We start from the raw sequence: 14,450 nt of genomic DNA, 5'->3' as shown, positions 1-14,450 counted from the left end.
AACCGGCATCTTTCAGACGGCCTGACATCTTGACGGCAGATTATCATGACTTCACAAGCATACACCCTGTCCCAAATCGTTTCCCAACTCGGCGGCGAATGGAAAGGCGAAGACATCGCCATTACCGCCGTCCGTCCGTTGGATCAGGCTCAGGCGGAACACATCAGCTTTTTGGCCAATCCGAAATACAAAGCCGAAGTACACGACAGCCAGGCAGGCGCAGTGATTGTGTCGCCGAAAGCCGCAGATGAATTTGCAGGCCGCAACCTGATTGTGGCTGCCGACCCTTATCTTTATTTTGCCAAAGTGGCACGATTGTTCTCGCCGATTGTCAAAGCACAGGGCGGTGTACATCCGACTGCCGTTGTTGAGGCCAGCGCCAAAGTGCCGGCAAGCTGCGAAATCGGCGCGAATGCCTATATCGGCGCGAATGCCGTATTGGGCGAAGGCTGTCGTATTTTGGCCAATGCCGTTGTTCAACACGATTGCACGTTGGGCGATGAAGTCGTGCTGCATCCCAACTCCGTCATCTATTACGGCTGCACTTTGGGCAACCGTGTCGAAATCCACAGCGGCGCAGTCATCGGCGCAGACGGTTTCGGCTTGGCCTTCGCCGGCGATTCATGGTTTAAAATCCCGCAAACCGGCGCAGTCACGCTGGGCGATGATGTGGAAATCGGTTCGAACACCAATATCGACCGTGGCGCAATGAGCGACACGACCGTCGGCAACGGCACCAAAATCGACAACCAAGTCCAAATCGGCCACAACTGCAAAATCGGTTCGCACACCGTTATCGCCGCCAAAACCGGTATTTCCGGCAGCGTCACCATCGGCAATTATTGCATTATCGGCGGCGGCGTCGGCACGGTCGGACACATCGAAATCGCCGATAAAACCACCATCGGCGGCGGTACATCAGTTACCCACAGCATTACCGAAAGCGGCCAGCATCTGGCCGGTATTTTCCCGATGTCGGGCTACAAAGACTGGGCGCGCAATGCCGTTTATATCCACCGTTTGAGCGAAATGAACAAACGCCTCAAAACGCTGGAAAAACAGCTTGCCGACAGCGACGAAGCCTAAAGGCGGCGCAAACAGTCCGCGCCCCGCATCCGAATACGTTTAAACCCAATACAAATAAGGAAAGACGAACATCATGGACGTACAACTCCCGATCGAAGCCAAAGACATTCAAAAACTTATCCCACACCGTTATCCGTTTTTGCAACTCGACCGCATTACTGCGTTCGAACCGATGAAAACCCTGACTGCGATTAAAAACGTCACCATGAACGAGCCGCAGTTCCAAGGCCACTTTCCCGACCTGCCCGTGATGCCTGGCGTGTTGATTATCGAAGCCATGGCGCAAGCGTGCGGCACACTGGCCATCCTCAGCGAAGGCGGCCGCAAAGAAAACGAATTCTTCTTCTTCGCCGGTATCGACGATGCCCGTTTCAAACGCCAAGTCATCCCCGGCGACCAACTGGTTTTTGAAGTCGAGCTGCTGACCAACAAACGCGGTATCGGCAAATTCAACGCCGTTGCCAAAGTCGACGGCCAAGTTGCCGTTGAAGCCGTGATTATGTGCGCCAAACGCGTGGTGTAAGAATGGGACAGGCCGTCTGAACGTTCAGACGGCATCTTGCAGGCAATACCTGTATCAGACAGCAAGGAGACAGCATGACCCTTATCCATCCGACCGCCGTCATCGACCCTAAAGCCGAACTCGACTCCAGCGTCAAAGTCGGCCCATACAGCATCATCGGCCCCAATGTGCAAATCGGTGCGAATACCGAAATCGGCCCGCACGTCGTCATCAACGGCCATACGACCATCGGTGAAAACAACCGCATTTTCCAATTTGCCAGCCTCGGCGAAATTCCGCAGGACAAAAAATACCGCGATGAGCCGACCAAGCTGATTATCGGCAACGGCAACACCATTCGCGAATTTACGACGTTCAACCTCGGCACGGTTACCGGTATCGGCGAAACCCGTATCGGCGACGACAACTGGATTATGGCCTACTGCCACCTCGCCCATGACTGCGTGGTCGGCAACCATACCATCTTCGCCAACAACGCCTCACTCGCAGGCCACGTTACCATCGGCGACTACGTCGTCTTGGGCGGCTACACGCTGGTGTTCCAGTTCTGCCAAATCGGCGACTACGCCATGACCGCGTTTGCCGCCGGCGTACACAAAGACGTACCGCCGTACTTCATGGCTGCAGGCTACCGCGCCGAACCGGCCGGCCTCAACAGCGAAGGTATGCGCCGCAACGGTTTCACTGCCGAACAAATTGCCTCCGTCAAAGATGCGTATAAAACCATTTACCATCGCGGCATTCCGTTTGAAGAGGCCAAGGCAGACATTCTGAAACGTGCCGAAACCCAAAGCGAATTGGCGGTATTTAAAGACTTTTTTGCACAATCCACACGCGGCATTATCCGTTGATGGATGGATTGAAGGCCGTCTGAAACTTTTTCAGACGGCCTTTGGATTGCAAAAATCCGCGCAGTAGGGCAGGTTTCCTGTCTGTTTGCCGCCGATGCCGTCTGAAAACGGGCGGGCAAATGTCTGCCCAAAATCTTTTAGCTTTTAAACCTCAACACATGAATTCCAATCCTTCCCCCCTTATCGCCATCAGCGTCGGCGAAGCTTCCGGCGACTTGCTCGGCGCACACTTAATCCGTGCCATTAAGGCGCGTTGCCCGAATGCGCGGTTTACCGGCATCGGCGGCGAGCGCATGAAGGCGGAGGGTTTCGAGAGTTTGTACGATCAGGAAAAGCTGGCGGTACGCGGTTTTGTTGAGGTCATCAAACGCCTGCCGCAAATTTTGAGAATTCGCAAAGGGCTGGTGAACGATTTAATCCGCCTCAAGCCGGATGTGTTTATCGGCATCGATGCGCCGGACTTTAATCTCGGCGTGGCGGAAAAACTCAAGCAGGCAGGCATTCATACCATTCATTACGTCAGCCCGTCGGTTTGGGCGTGGCGGCGCGAACGGGTCAATAAAATCGTACATCAGGTCAACCGCGTGTTGTGCCTGTTTCCGATGGAGCCTCAGCTTTATATCGATGCCGGCGGCAAGGCCGAATTTGTCGGCCATCCAATGGCGCAAACCATGCCCGTGGAAGCGGATAGGGCGGCGGCACGGCAGAAGCTGGGCGTGCCTGCGGACGTGCCCGTGTTTGCGATATTGCCCGGCAGCCGCGTGAGCGAAATCGATTACATGGCGGCGGTGTTTTTTCAGACGGCCTTATTGCTGCTGAAACGTTATCCGCAGGCACAGTTTTTGCTGCCTGTGGCGACGGCCGCAACGCGCAAACGCATTACCGAAATTTTGGCGCAGCCTGAGTTCGCCGCCCTTCCCATTACGTTGACCGACAAGCAGTCGGATACGGTTTGCACCGCTGCCGACGTGGTATTGGTCACCAGTGGTACGGCGACTTTGGAAGTGGCCTTGTGCAAGCGGCCTATGGTCATCAGCTACAAAATTTCGCCGCTGACTTATGCGTATGTGAAAAACAAAATCAAAGTGCCGCATGTCGGTTTGCCCAATATTCTGTTGGGTAAAGCCGCCGTTCCCGAGCTGCTGCAACACGATGCCGTCCCTGAAAAACTGGCGCAGGCCGTTGCAGACTGGTATGACCGCCCTGAGGCAGTGGCCGCATTGGAACAGGATTTCCACGCCTTGCATCTGCTGTTGAAGAAAGATACGGCGGCATTGGCGGCGGCGGCAGTATTGGAAGAAGCCGGATTTTCAGACGGCCTGAAAGACAATTAAGGAAAATACATGAATTTATTGGGAGCCTTGGCCAAGGTTGGCAGCCTGACGATGGTGTCGCGCATTTTGGGCTTTGTGCGCGATACGATTATTGCCCGTGCGTTTGGTGCAGGCATGGCGACGGATGCGTTTTTTGTCGCGTTCAAACTGCCCAACCTGCTGCGGCGCGTGTTTGCAGAAGGCGCATTTGCCCAAGCCTTTGTACCGATTTTGGCGGAATACAAAGAAACCCGCTCACCCGAAGCCACGCAGGCGTTTGTGCGCCATGTGGCCGGTATGTTGTCGTTTGTGCTGGTCATCGTTACCGCGCTGGGTATACTTGCCGCGCCGTGGGTGATTTATGTTTCTGCGCCCGGTTTTGCCAAAGAAGCCAATAAGTTTCAGCTCTCCATCGATCTGCTGCGGGTGACATTTCCTTATATCTTTTTGATTTCCTTGTCGTCTTTTGTCGGCTCAATACTCAACTCCTATCATAAATTCGGCATTCCCGCCTTTACGCCGACTTTTTTGAACATCTCCTTTATCGTCTTTTCCCTGTTTTTCGTACCGTATTTTGATCCGCCTGTTATGGCTTTGGCGTGGGCGGTATTTGTCGGCGGCGTGTTGCAGCTGGTGTTCCAACTGCCTTGGTTAGCAAAATTGGGCTTCTTGAAAATGCCCAAACTCAGCTTTAAAGACGCAGCGGTCAACCGCGTAATGAAACAGATGGCCCCGGCTATTTTGGGCGTGAGCGTGGCGCAGATTTCCTTGGTTATCAACACCATTTTTGCCTCATTTTTGCAGTCCGGCAGCGTGTCGTGGATGTATTACGCCGACCGACTGATGGAATTGCCGACCGGCGTTTTGGGTGTGGCACTCGGTACAATCTTGCTGCCTACCTTGTCCAAACACGCCGCCAGTCAGGATACCGAGCAGTTTTCCGGCCTGCTCGACTGGGGTTTGCGCCTGTGCATGCTGCTGACCCTGCCTGCCGCCGTCGGCCTTGCCGTATTGTCTTTCCCTCTGGTTACAACCTTGTTCATGTACCGTGAATTTACGCTGCACGACGCGCAAATGACCCAACACGCGCTGATTGCCTATTCCTTCGGCTTGATCGGGCTGATTATGATTAAAGTATTGGCCCCCGGCTTCTACGCGCGCCAAAACATCAAAACCCCCGTTAAGGTCGCTATTTTCACGCTGATTTGCACGCAGCTGATGAACCTTGCCTTCATTTCGCCGCTCAAACACGTCGGTCTGTCCCTCGCTATTGGTTTGGGCGCGTGTCTGAATGCAGGCTTGCTGTTTTTCCTTTTGCGCAAACACGGCATCTACCGCCCCGGCAAAGGTTGGGCAGCGTTTTTAGTTAAAATGGCCATCTCTTTGGTCGTCATGGGCGGCGGTTTGTGGCTGGCGCAATATTATCTGCCGTTTGAATGGGTACACGTCGGCGGCTTTAAAAAAGCAGGCCAACTCTGCATTCTGATTGCCTTGGGCGGAGGCCTCTACTTCGTTTCCCTCGCCGCGCTCGGTTTTCGTCCGCACCATTTCCGCAGGGTGGAAAAATAAGCAGCCGTAGTGCGTATTGCTTTGGCTTAAAGGCTATTCGCTAAAAAGGCCGTCTGAAATATTTTCAGACGGCCTTTTCTTGCGTTACGTTTTAACTGTAAAGCTTCGCTCCTTTTTTGACGAACTCAATCGCTTTTTCTTCCATGCCTTGCTGTTGGGCTTTTTGCTTGTCGGCGTAGTCGCGCACTTCCTGCGTGATTTTCATCGAGCAGAATTTTGGGCCGCACATCGAGCAGAAGTGGGCGATTTTCGCGCCTTCTGCAGGCAGGGTTTCGTCGTGGAAGCTTTCGGCGCGTTCGGGGTCGAGGCTGAGGCGGAATTGGTCGCGCCAGCGGAACTCGAAACGCGCCTTGCTCAGAGCGTTGTCGCGCAACTGTGCGCCTGGCCAGCCTTTGGCGAGGTCGGCGGCATGGGCGGCGAGTTTGTAGGTGATGATGCCGGTGCGCACGTCTTCTTTGTCGGGCAGGCCGAGATGCTCTTTCGGGGTAACGTAGCAGAGCATGGCTGTGCCGTACCAGCCGATGTTGGTCGCGCCTATGCCCGAGGTGATGTGGTCGTAGCCGGGGGCGATGTCGGTAACGAGCGGGCCGAGGGTGTAGAAAGGTGCTTCAAAGCAATGTTGCAGCTCTTCGGTCATGTTTTCTTTCACGCGTTGCAGCGGTACATGGCCGGGGCCTTCGATCATAACCTGTACGTCGTGTTCCCATGCTTTGGCGGTCAATTCGCCCAAGGTGTGCAGCTCGGCAAATTGGGATTCGTCGTTGGCATCGGCAATGCAGCCGGGACGAAGGCCGTCGCCGAGGCTGAACGATACGTCGTAGGCTTTCATGATTTCGCAGATTTCGTCGAAATGTGTGTAGAGGAAGTTTTCCTGATGATGGGCGAGACACCATTTCGCCATGATGGAGCCGCCGCGTGATACGATGCCGGTCAGGCGGTCGGCCGTCATCGGGACATAACGCAGCAATACACCTGCGTGCAGGGTGAAATAGTCCACGCCTTGTTCTGCCTGCTCGATTAAGGTATCGCGCACCAAATCCCAAGTCAGGTCTTCGGCAATGCCGCCGGTTTTTTCCAAAGCTTGGTAAATCGGCACCGTGCCGATGGGGACGGGCGCGTTGCGGATAATCCATTCGCGCGTTTCGTGGATGTGCGCGCCTGTGGATAAGTCCATAATCGTGTCCGCGCCCCAACGCAGCGACCATACCATTTTTTCGACTTCTTCGGTCAGGCTGGAGGTTACGGCGGAGTTGCCCAAGTTGCCGTTGATTTTGACGCGGAAGTTGCGGCCGATAATCATCGGTTCGAGTTCGGGGTGGTTGATGTTGGCAGGGATAATCGCACGTCCGGCGGCGATTTCTTGGCGCACGAATTCGGGCGTGATTTGGTCGGGATGGGTTGGGATATTCGCGCCGAAACTTTGCCCTGCGTGTTGTTTCAAGAGCTTGGCGTATTCAGGCCGTCTGAAAAGTTCGTCCAGCTTCATGCGTTCGCGTATGGCGACAAACTCCATTTCCGGCGTAATGATGCCTTGGCGGGCGTAGTGGAGCTGGGTTACATTGCGGCCTGCTTTGGCGCGGCGCGGACGGGTGATTTGGTTGAAGCGCAGATGGGCGGTTTTCGGATCGTGTGCGCGTTCGGTGCCATATTCGCTGGAAAGCTTGGGCAGGATTTCGGTATCGTCGCGTTCATCCAGCCATGCGGTGCGGACGTGTGGCAAACCCTGTTTTAAGTCGATGTGTGCCGCCGGGTCGCCGTATGAGCCGCTGGTGTCGTACACTGGAATTGGCGGATTGGCTTCCGTACCTTGTGCCGTGTAGGTATCGTCCTGACGGATTTCGCGCAAAGGCACGCGGATGTCGGCGCGGCTGCCCGGGATATAGACGCGGTTGGAATTGGGATATTGGAAGCGGATGCCGATGTCTTCGCTCAAGTCGGAAAGACGGCGCGCCTCATCGCCGGTTTTTTTAGCGGTAGTCATAAAAAATTGCTCCTGTTTTTCGGTTATGAAATGGAAACAGGAGCATTGCTTTTTTTTCAGACGGCCTTGTGGATATCTTCAATCAACCGTCTAAAAACACATTTGCCGAAACTCCCCACGCAGGTATTATCCTGTTCGGGTGTAAAGGGTATTTCTCAGCCGCTCGGTTTGAAAGCAGCACCCCTGTTTCTTTATTAAGGAAAAATTAAACCATGCGGATGGTTTTTTGTAAAGCGGCGTTTTTCGCATTTTCTGTCAAAAACGCTTGACAGCGATTCCGTCTTTCCGTATAGTTACAACTTCTGACGCGGGATGGAGCAGCATGGTAGCTCGTCGGGCTCATAACCCGAAGGTCGTAGGTTCGAATCCTGCTCCCGCAACCAAATATAAAAATCCCCTGCAATCGCAGGGGATTTTGCTTTATGCGGTATTTATTGTTGCTTGGATTGATTGAAAGAGGCCGTCTGAACCATTGGGTTTCAGGCGGCCTTTTTTATGTGCTGATGTCATCAGCGGCTAATTCGCTTTTATTTTGTGAGTTTGCGTTTTTCAGACGGCCTATTGTTACTCCGGATCGGTATCGTTGCGTAGGTATTCTTTCAAGCGTTGCAATTCTTTTTTGTCCAACCATTTATTGCGCGAACGTTGCAACAGGATCACCAATGCGGCGATTTCGTTACGCATATTGGTGCTGAGCCAGAGGAAGCCTTGCCAGTCGTAATGCAGGCGGGCGGCCGGTTTGCTTAGTTCGGTATTGAGCGAAGTATCGATGCGAATGCGGCGGGCGTAGTGGCCTTTGATGAGGCGGACGGTCAGCCGAAGCTCGCGTTGGAGTTGGTTGAAATGGCGGTCGAGCAGGCGGATTTCGCTTTCGTTGAGCGTGGGCGCGCGCAGTTTGGCGGCTGTGGTCAGGAGCAGCTCGGTGGTGTTGACGATTTTGCGGTGGGCATGCTGCATGGCTTCCATCATATTGTTGCTGATGTGGCTTTCACCGGATGTTGCGGCCAGATGGCTGCGGCTTTTGACCATGCGGGCGTTGATTTTGCGCATTTTAATCATGTTTTGCTCCAAACGCTCGCGCGTCATGCGCTTACCGTTGCTGATTTCTGCAATCATTTTGGCGCAGTCGGTGAGGTTGTCGGCAAGCATGAAGCGCCACATCAGGGTGGAGCGCAGGGGCAGAAGTTTGGCGGCGGCAATGGCGATGGCGGCACCAATCAAAACGTTCATGGCGCGCATCAGACCGCTGTCGAGCCAATGGTGGCTGCTGTCGCCGATGAGCATACACATGGTCAAACCGGCAAGCATGGCGACGTAGCCGTTTTTGCCGACCGCAGACCAACCGGCCACCGCGCTGGCGGCACCGATAATCAGATAGAAGAAAACGCCGTCTTGCAAATAATGCTGGTTCAACCATAAAACGGCCAAACCGACGCCCAAACCGATGGCCGTGCCGAGCATGCGTTCGACTGCTTTGGAGTAAATCGCGCCTTGGAATTGCAGCATGCCGAGGACGACAAAGACGGTCATGCCGATCCACTCGCCGTGTTGCAGGTGGAAGACTTTGGCCAACAGGGTGGAAAACACGATTGCCAAGCCGAGGCGGAAGGCGTGGATATGGCGGCGATAGCGGTAGCGTTCGTAGGCGTTGAGCCAGCGTTCGGAAAAATGGAGGCGTTCGGATTGGGCAGGCATGTTGTAAGACGTATGGGTATGTGGGGATGTAAATTATAACTGATTGGTAAAGCAGATGAAATTTGAACTGCTCCCAAACGGCTTGTCCTATTGCGGATTTTATCTGCCGCAAGCGGATATAATGGCGGCTTTGAATCAGACAGGCGGTGAAGAAATGGCGACGGTTTTAAGCGCAGGCGTGGACGAAGCGGGGCGCGGCCCTTTGGTCGGCAGCGTATTTGCGGCGGCAGTGATTTTGCCGGAACATTTTGACCTGCCGGGTTTGACCGACTCAAAAAAACTGAGCGAAAAAAAGCGCGATATGTTGGCGCAGATGATTAAGGAACAGGCGGTTGCATGGAGCATTGCCTTTGCCGATCCCGACGAAATCCTGCAACTGAACATCCTGCACGCAACCATGGCCGCGATGAAGCGCGCAGTCGAGGGGTTGTCGGTCGTGCCTGACAAAGTATGGATAGACGGCAACCGTGTGCCGAAAGATTTGAATGTCCCTGCAGAGGCCGTGGTCAAAGGCGACAGCAAAATTATTGAAATCTCCGCCGCTTCGGTTTTGGCCAAAACCGCGCGTGATGCAGAAATGTATGAATTGGCGAAACGCTATCCGCAATACGGGTTTGACCGCCACAAAGGCTACGGCACGGCGCAACATTTGGCCGCATTGAAACAATACGGCGTATTGCCGGAACACCGCCGCGATTTCGCACCGGTCAAAACCTTATTGGCACAAGGCAATCTGTTTGAAGAATGAAAGCATAGCAAAAGGCCGTCTGAAAGATTTCAGACGGCCTTGTTTTTTAGGAAAGTATCATTTCAACGCAGCCAAACACTCTTTAATCAACTCAGGGCCGCGATAAATCAAACCGCTGTACACCTGAACCGCACTGGCACCCAAGCGGATTTTTTCTGCCGCGTCCGCGCCGTTCATGACGCCGCCGACGCCGATAATCGGCAGCTTGCCGTCAATGCGTTCCGCCAAAAGTTTCAACACCTGATTGCTTTTCTCGCGAACGGGCAAGCCGCTCAAGCCGCCTTGTTCGCCTGCGAGCGGATGGCTGTCCAAGCTTGATTTGTCGATGGTTGTGTTGGTGGCGATGATGCCGTCCATTTCCACAGATTTGACCACATGGGCGATGTCGTCGATTTGCGCTTCGTCCAAATCCGGCGCGATTTTGACCGCCAGAGGCACATATTTGCCATGCGCGGCTGCCAGTTGCGCCTGTTTGTTTTTCAAGGCCTCCAACAATGCGCTCAATTCGTCGCCGCCCTGCAAGGCGCGCAGGTTTTTCGTATTGGGGGAGGAAATATTGACCGTGATGTAGCTTGCGTGGGCGTAGGCTTTTTCCAAGCAAATCAGATAATCGTCGGCCGCATTTTCAATCGGCGTAACGGCATTTTTGCCGATGTTGATGCCCAAAATGCCTTTAAAACGGCTGTTTTCAATGTTGCGGATCATTGCGTCGATGCCGTGGTTGTTGAAACCCATGCGGTTAATGATGCCTTGGTGTTCGGGAACGCGGAAAAGGCGCGGCTGCGGATTGCCCGGCTGCGGCTTGGGCGTTACCGTGCCGATTTCGACAAAGCCGAAACCCAAAGCGGCAAACGCATCGATGCACTCGCCGTTTTTGTCCAAACCCGCCGCCAAGCCGACCGGATTGGGCAGCTGCAAACCCATCAGCTCGGTTGGCCGGGTGTGGCTGTCTACTTTGGGCAGCAGGCCGAGTTTTTCGATAGAACGCAAACTGTTGAGCGTGAAATGATGGGCCTTTTCTGCATCGAAACGGAACAGGATAGGGCGGACGAGTGAATACATGGCGGCGGCTTTCTGAACGGTTGATGAATTTGGCGTTATTCTACCTGAAACCGTCAAACTGCCCCAAACGTCTGTATCGATATGATTTTATTGTTTGGCGTCAAATGAAAATAAATAGGGCTTTTGCGTGTAGTCGGATAGTTCATTAAAATGGTAAAAGAGAGGCTTTTCAGACGGCCTGATGGATGTATCAAAAGGCCGTCTGAAAAGTTTTGATTGTTTACCTGATACAGGAAGATTTTTTATGAAACAGGCGGTTGATCCTTATGCGAGCTTCCGTGAACTGACGCTGCGGGGGATGATACTCGGCGCGTTGATTACGGTGATTTTTACGGCATCCAATGTGTATTTGGGCTTGAAGGTGGGCCTGACTTTTGCGTCTTCGATTCCGGCTGCGGTGATTTCGATGGCGGTTTTGAAGTTTTTTAAAGGCAGCAATATTCTGGAAAATAATATGGTGCAGACTCAGGCTTCGGCCGCGGGTACGCTCTCCAGTATTATTTTTATTCTGCCGGGTTTGCTGATGGCCGGTTATTGGGCGGGCTTCCCGTTTTGGCAGACAACGCTGCTGTGTATGTCCGGCGGTATTTTGGGCGTGATTTTCACTGTGCCTTTGCGTTATGCAATGGTGGTGAAGAGCGATTTGCCTTATCCGGAAGGTGTGGCAGCGGCCGAGATTTTAAAGGTCGGCGACCATGATGCGGACCAACAGGAAGGCGGCAGCGGTATCAAGGAATTGGTGTCGGGCGGCGCTCTGGCGGGTTTGATGAGCTTCTGCGCAAGCGGTTTGCGCGTGGTGGCGGACAGCGCGAGCTTTTGGTTTAAAGGCGGCGCGTCGGTGTTCCAAGTGCCGATGGGCTTTTCTTTGGCCTTGCTGGGCGCGGGTTATTTGGTCGGCCTGACCGGCGGTATCGCGATTTTGCTGGGTATTTCGATTGCCTGGGGCGTGGCCGTGCCTTATCTGTCGGCGCATATTCCGCAACCTGCCGATATGGAGATGATTCCTTTTGCGATGTCTTTGTGGAAGGAAAAAGTCCGTTTTATCGGCGCGGGTACGATCGGTATTGCGGCGATTTGGACGCTGTTGACTTTGATGAAACCGATGGTCGAGGGTATGCGCCTGTCTTTCCGTAATTTCGGCGGCGCGCAGATGACCGAGCGCACGGAACAGGATTTGTCGCCTAAGGCGATGATTGCCTGGGTGTTGGCGATGATGCTGGTGTTGGGCGTGTCCTTCTTCCACTTTATCGGCGACTCGCATATTTCCGGCGGTTTGGCTTGGCTGTTGGTGGTCGTATGTACGCTGCTGGCTTCGATTATCGGCTTTTTAGTGGCCGCGGCTTGCGGTTATATGGCCGGTTTGGTCGGTTCGTCTTCCAGCCCGATTTCGGGTGTGGGCATCGTCTCTATCGTTATCATTTCGCTGGTGTTGCTGCTGGTCGGCGAATCCGGCGGCTTGATGGCGGATGAGGCAAACCGCAAATTCCTGCTGGCGTTGACGTTGTTTTGCGGCGCATCTGTGATCTGTGTGGCTTCAATTTCCAATGACAACCTGCAGGATTTGAAAACGGGTTATCTGGTAAAAGCGACGCCTTGGAAACAGCAGGTTGCGCTGATTATCGGCTGCGTTGTCGGTGCATTGGTGATTTCGCCTGTGTTGGAGCTTTTGTATGAAGCCTACGGCTTTACCGGCGCGATGCCGCGTGAAGGCATGGATGCGGCCCAAGCCCTTGCCGCGCCTCAGGCAACTTTGATGGCCACCATCGCCCAAGGTATTTTCTCACACAATCTGCAATGGGATTATATTTTCACCGGCGTGGCCATCGGCGTGGCGTTGATTGCGGTCGATTTCACATTGCGCAAATCTTCCGGCGGCAAGCGTGCTTTGCCGGTATTGGCCGTGGGCATGGGCATTTACTTGCCGCCGTCTGTGAATATGCCGATTGTGATCGGCGCGGTATTGGCGGCGGTGTTGAAATCCGTCATCGCCAGCCGTCAAGAAAACCGTGAAGGCCGTCTGAAAAATGCGGAACGTATCGGTACGCTGTTCTCTGCCGGTTTGATTGTCGGCGAGAGCCTGATCGGTGTGATTATGGCGTTTATCATTGCCTTCTCCGTAACCAACGGCGGTTCGGATGCGCCTTTGGCCCTGAACTTGGAAAACTGGGATACGGCCGCCAAATGGCTGGGCTTGGCGTTTTTTGTTTTCGGTATGTTCGTGTTTGCACGTCGCGTGTTGAAAGCAGGACGCTAAGTTTGTAGGTTGAGAAAAGGCCGTCTGAAACTTTGGTTTCAGACGGCCTTTTTATCTCTTAACGCTGATTCAAACAATCTGCAATCGCTTTGGCAATTTTGGCACTGGCGCCTTGGTGTTGCGAAATGAATTGCTCAGTGTGGCTGATCAGCTGTTGGCGCAGCGTTTCGTCGTCGAGGTATTGGCGCGTGGTTCTGTACCAGGCTTCGGCGGTTTCGACGCGGACGGCGGCTTTGGCTTCGACTGCGCCTTTGCAGGCTTGGGCGAAGTTGTAGTTGGAGTAGCCGAAGAGGGTGGGGACGTGGCAGGAGATGGGTTCGATGATGTTTTGGCAGCCGGCATCAACGAGGCTGCCGCCGACGAAGGCAATGTCTGCGCTGAGGTAGTAGGCGGCAAGTTCGCCCATGCTGTCGCCTATCCAAACTTGTGTATCGGGGGAAACGGGTTGTCCGTCGCTGCGTTTTTGGACGGTATAGCCAAGCGATTTGGCAGTATCGTAGGCCGTCTGAAAGTTTTCAGGGTGGCGCGGTACGATGACCAGCAAGGCATTGCCGCGGTAGCCCTGCCATGCTTTGAGGAGCAGCTCGGCTTCGTCTGTGCCTTTGTACACGCGCGTGCTGGCGCAGACGACGACGGGGCGTGCGCCGATGCGTTCTTTAAAGGCGACGGCAAGCGGGCGCGAGTCGTCGGGGGGCGCGATGTCGTATTTGGTGTTGCCGCAGACGTGGACATTGGACGCGCCGATGAGGTGCAGGCGTTCGGCATCGGCGGCGGTTTGGGCAAAGCAGCCGGAGAGAGTCTGCATGGCAGGCTCGACCAGCTTGCGGATTTTGAGGTAGCCGCGTTGGGATTTTTCAGAGAGGCGTGCGTTGGCCAAAAAGAGGGGAATGCCTGCTTCTTTGCAACCCTGCATCAGGTTGGGCCAGATTTCGGTTTCCATCAAAATGCCACAGATGGGGCGGTGTTCGGCTAAAAATCGGGCGACCCATTCGGATTTGTCGTAGGGCAGGTAACGGCATTGCGCATCGGGGAACAGGGATTGCGCGGTGGCGCGGCCGGTCGGTGTCATTTGGGTAATCAAAAACGGCGAGTCGGGAAAATGGCGGCGCAATGCCTGGACTAAGGGTTCGGCCGCACGCGTTTCGCCGACGGATACGGCGTGTATCCAAATCGGGCGTTGTACGGGATTGGGATACGCCTGCCCGAAACGCTCGTCCCAATGCTCGAGATAGGCTGGGGATTTGAGGGCGCGGCGGCGCAGGTGGCGGCGGATCAGGAAGGGGGCGAGGTGCCACAGCGTGGCGTAAAGGCGGCGTATCATGCTTACGGGTCTTATGTCGGAATAGGCCTATTTTATCGGAAACTGAA

At 54.4% G+C, this 14,450-nt stretch carries 11 protein-coding genes, 1 tRNA gene and 1 riboswitch; of the genes, 8 read left to right on the top strand and 4 right to left on the bottom strand.

Annotated features, from left to right (window positions below; translation table 11 throughout):
• Positions 1–45: 45 nt before the first annotated feature.
• The 5 genes from lpxD to murJ all read left to right on the top strand — a co-directional run bounded on the left by lpxD (position 46) and on the right by murJ (position 5,342).
• On the top strand, positions 46–1,086 hold the full coding sequence (gene lpxD, locus ACTHSN_RS09050) for a UDP-3-O-(3-hydroxymyristoyl)glucosamine N-acyltransferase (RefSeq protein ID WP_049328731.1): 1,041 nt from the start codon (positions 46–48) through the stop codon (positions 1,084–1,086).
• 73 nt (positions 1,087–1,159) lie between these two features.
• Positions 1,160–1,609: a 3-hydroxyacyl-ACP dehydratase FabZ gene (gene fabZ / locus ACTHSN_RS09045; protein WP_003681704.1), complete on the top strand. Its 450-nt coding sequence runs from the start codon at positions 1,160–1,162 to the stop codon at positions 1,607–1,609.
• A gap of 74 nt (positions 1,610–1,683) precedes the next feature.
• A complete protein-coding gene (gene lpxA, locus ACTHSN_RS09040) occupies positions 1,684–2,460 on the top strand; it encodes an acyl-ACP--UDP-N-acetylglucosamine O-acyltransferase (RefSeq protein WP_107723875.1) in 777 nt (258 codons plus the stop codon).
• A gap of 158 nt (positions 2,461–2,618) precedes the next feature.
• A complete protein-coding gene (gene lpxB / locus ACTHSN_RS09035) occupies positions 2,619–3,794 on the top strand; it encodes a lipid-A-disaccharide synthase (RefSeq protein ID WP_107792311.1) in 1,176 nt (391 codons plus the stop codon).
• Positions 3,795–3,803: 9 nt separating this feature from the next.
• Complete coding sequence (gene murJ, locus ACTHSN_RS09030) at positions 3,804–5,342, top strand: murein biosynthesis integral membrane protein MurJ (RefSeq protein ID WP_070584392.1); 1,539 nt, start codon at positions 3,804–3,806, stop codon at positions 5,340–5,342.
• Positions 5,343–5,433: 91 nt separating this feature from the next.
• On the opposite strand, the gene thiC is transcribed toward murJ, so the two are convergent.
• Positions 5,434–7,323 (bottom strand): phosphomethylpyrimidine synthase ThiC, encoded by a 1,890-nt coding sequence (thiC, locus tag ACTHSN_RS09025; RefSeq protein WP_070584390.1) that lies wholly within the window; start codon positions 7,321–7,323, stop codon positions 5,434–5,436.
• Positions 7,324–7,418: 95 nt separating this feature from the next.
• Positions 7,419–7,518, bottom strand: a riboswitch (TPP riboswitch).
• A 111-nt stretch (positions 7,519–7,629) separates the two neighbouring features.
• On the opposite strand from thiC, the gene ACTHSN_RS09020 reads away from it, so the two are divergent.
• Positions 7,630–7,706, top strand: a tRNA-Met gene (locus ACTHSN_RS09020).
• Between the two features lie 181 nt (positions 7,707–7,887).
• On the opposite strand, the gene ACTHSN_RS09015 is transcribed toward ACTHSN_RS09020, so the two are convergent.
• The gene (locus tag ACTHSN_RS09015; RefSeq protein ID WP_070584389.1) at positions 7,888–9,018 is read right to left on the bottom strand and encodes an FUSC family protein; all 1,131 of its coding nucleotides are present in this window, start codon (positions 9,016–9,018) and stop codon (positions 7,888–7,890) included.
• 154 nt (positions 9,019–9,172) lie between these two features.
• Here ACTHSN_RS09015 and rnhB point away from each other — a divergent pair, with 154 nt between their 5' ends.
• Positions 9,173–9,766: a ribonuclease HII gene (rnhB, locus tag ACTHSN_RS09010; RefSeq protein WP_063068644.1), complete on the top strand. Its 594-nt coding sequence runs from the start codon at positions 9,173–9,175 to the stop codon at positions 9,764–9,766.
• A gap of 57 nt (positions 9,767–9,823) precedes the next feature.
• Here the strand turns inward: rnhB and ACTHSN_RS09005 are convergent, their stop codons facing one another.
• Positions 9,824–10,828, bottom strand: a complete 1,005-nt coding sequence (locus tag ACTHSN_RS09005) for a quinone-dependent dihydroorotate dehydrogenase (RefSeq protein WP_070461070.1) — start codon at positions 10,826–10,828, stop codon at positions 9,824–9,826.
• 244 nt (positions 10,829–11,072) lie between these two features.
• Between ACTHSN_RS09005 and ACTHSN_RS09000 the strand changes: the two genes are divergently transcribed.
• Positions 11,073–13,082, top strand: a complete 2,010-nt coding sequence (locus ACTHSN_RS09000; RefSeq protein ID WP_107811092.1) for an OPT family oligopeptide transporter — start codon at positions 11,073–11,075, stop codon at positions 13,080–13,082.
• A gap of 58 nt (positions 13,083–13,140) precedes the next feature.
• Here ACTHSN_RS09000 and waaA read toward each other — a convergent pair whose 3' ends face one another.
• Positions 13,141–14,403 carry a lipid IV(A) 3-deoxy-D-manno-octulosonic acid transferase gene (waaA, locus tag ACTHSN_RS08995; RefSeq protein WP_107768635.1) on the bottom strand — a complete coding sequence of 421 codons (1,263 nt, stop codon included), beginning with the start codon at positions 14,401–14,403 and terminating at the stop codon, positions 13,141–13,143.
• Positions 14,404–14,450 lie beyond the last annotated feature (47 nt).

The organism is Neisseria sp. P0009.S010, assembly GCF_051958545.1.
GTDB classification, from domain to species: Bacteria; Pseudomonadota; Gammaproteobacteria; order Burkholderiales; family Neisseriaceae; genus Neisseria; species Neisseria subflava_A.
Note: the sequence above shows the minus strand (reverse complement) of the source record. Positions and strands in the feature narration are given on the sequence as shown.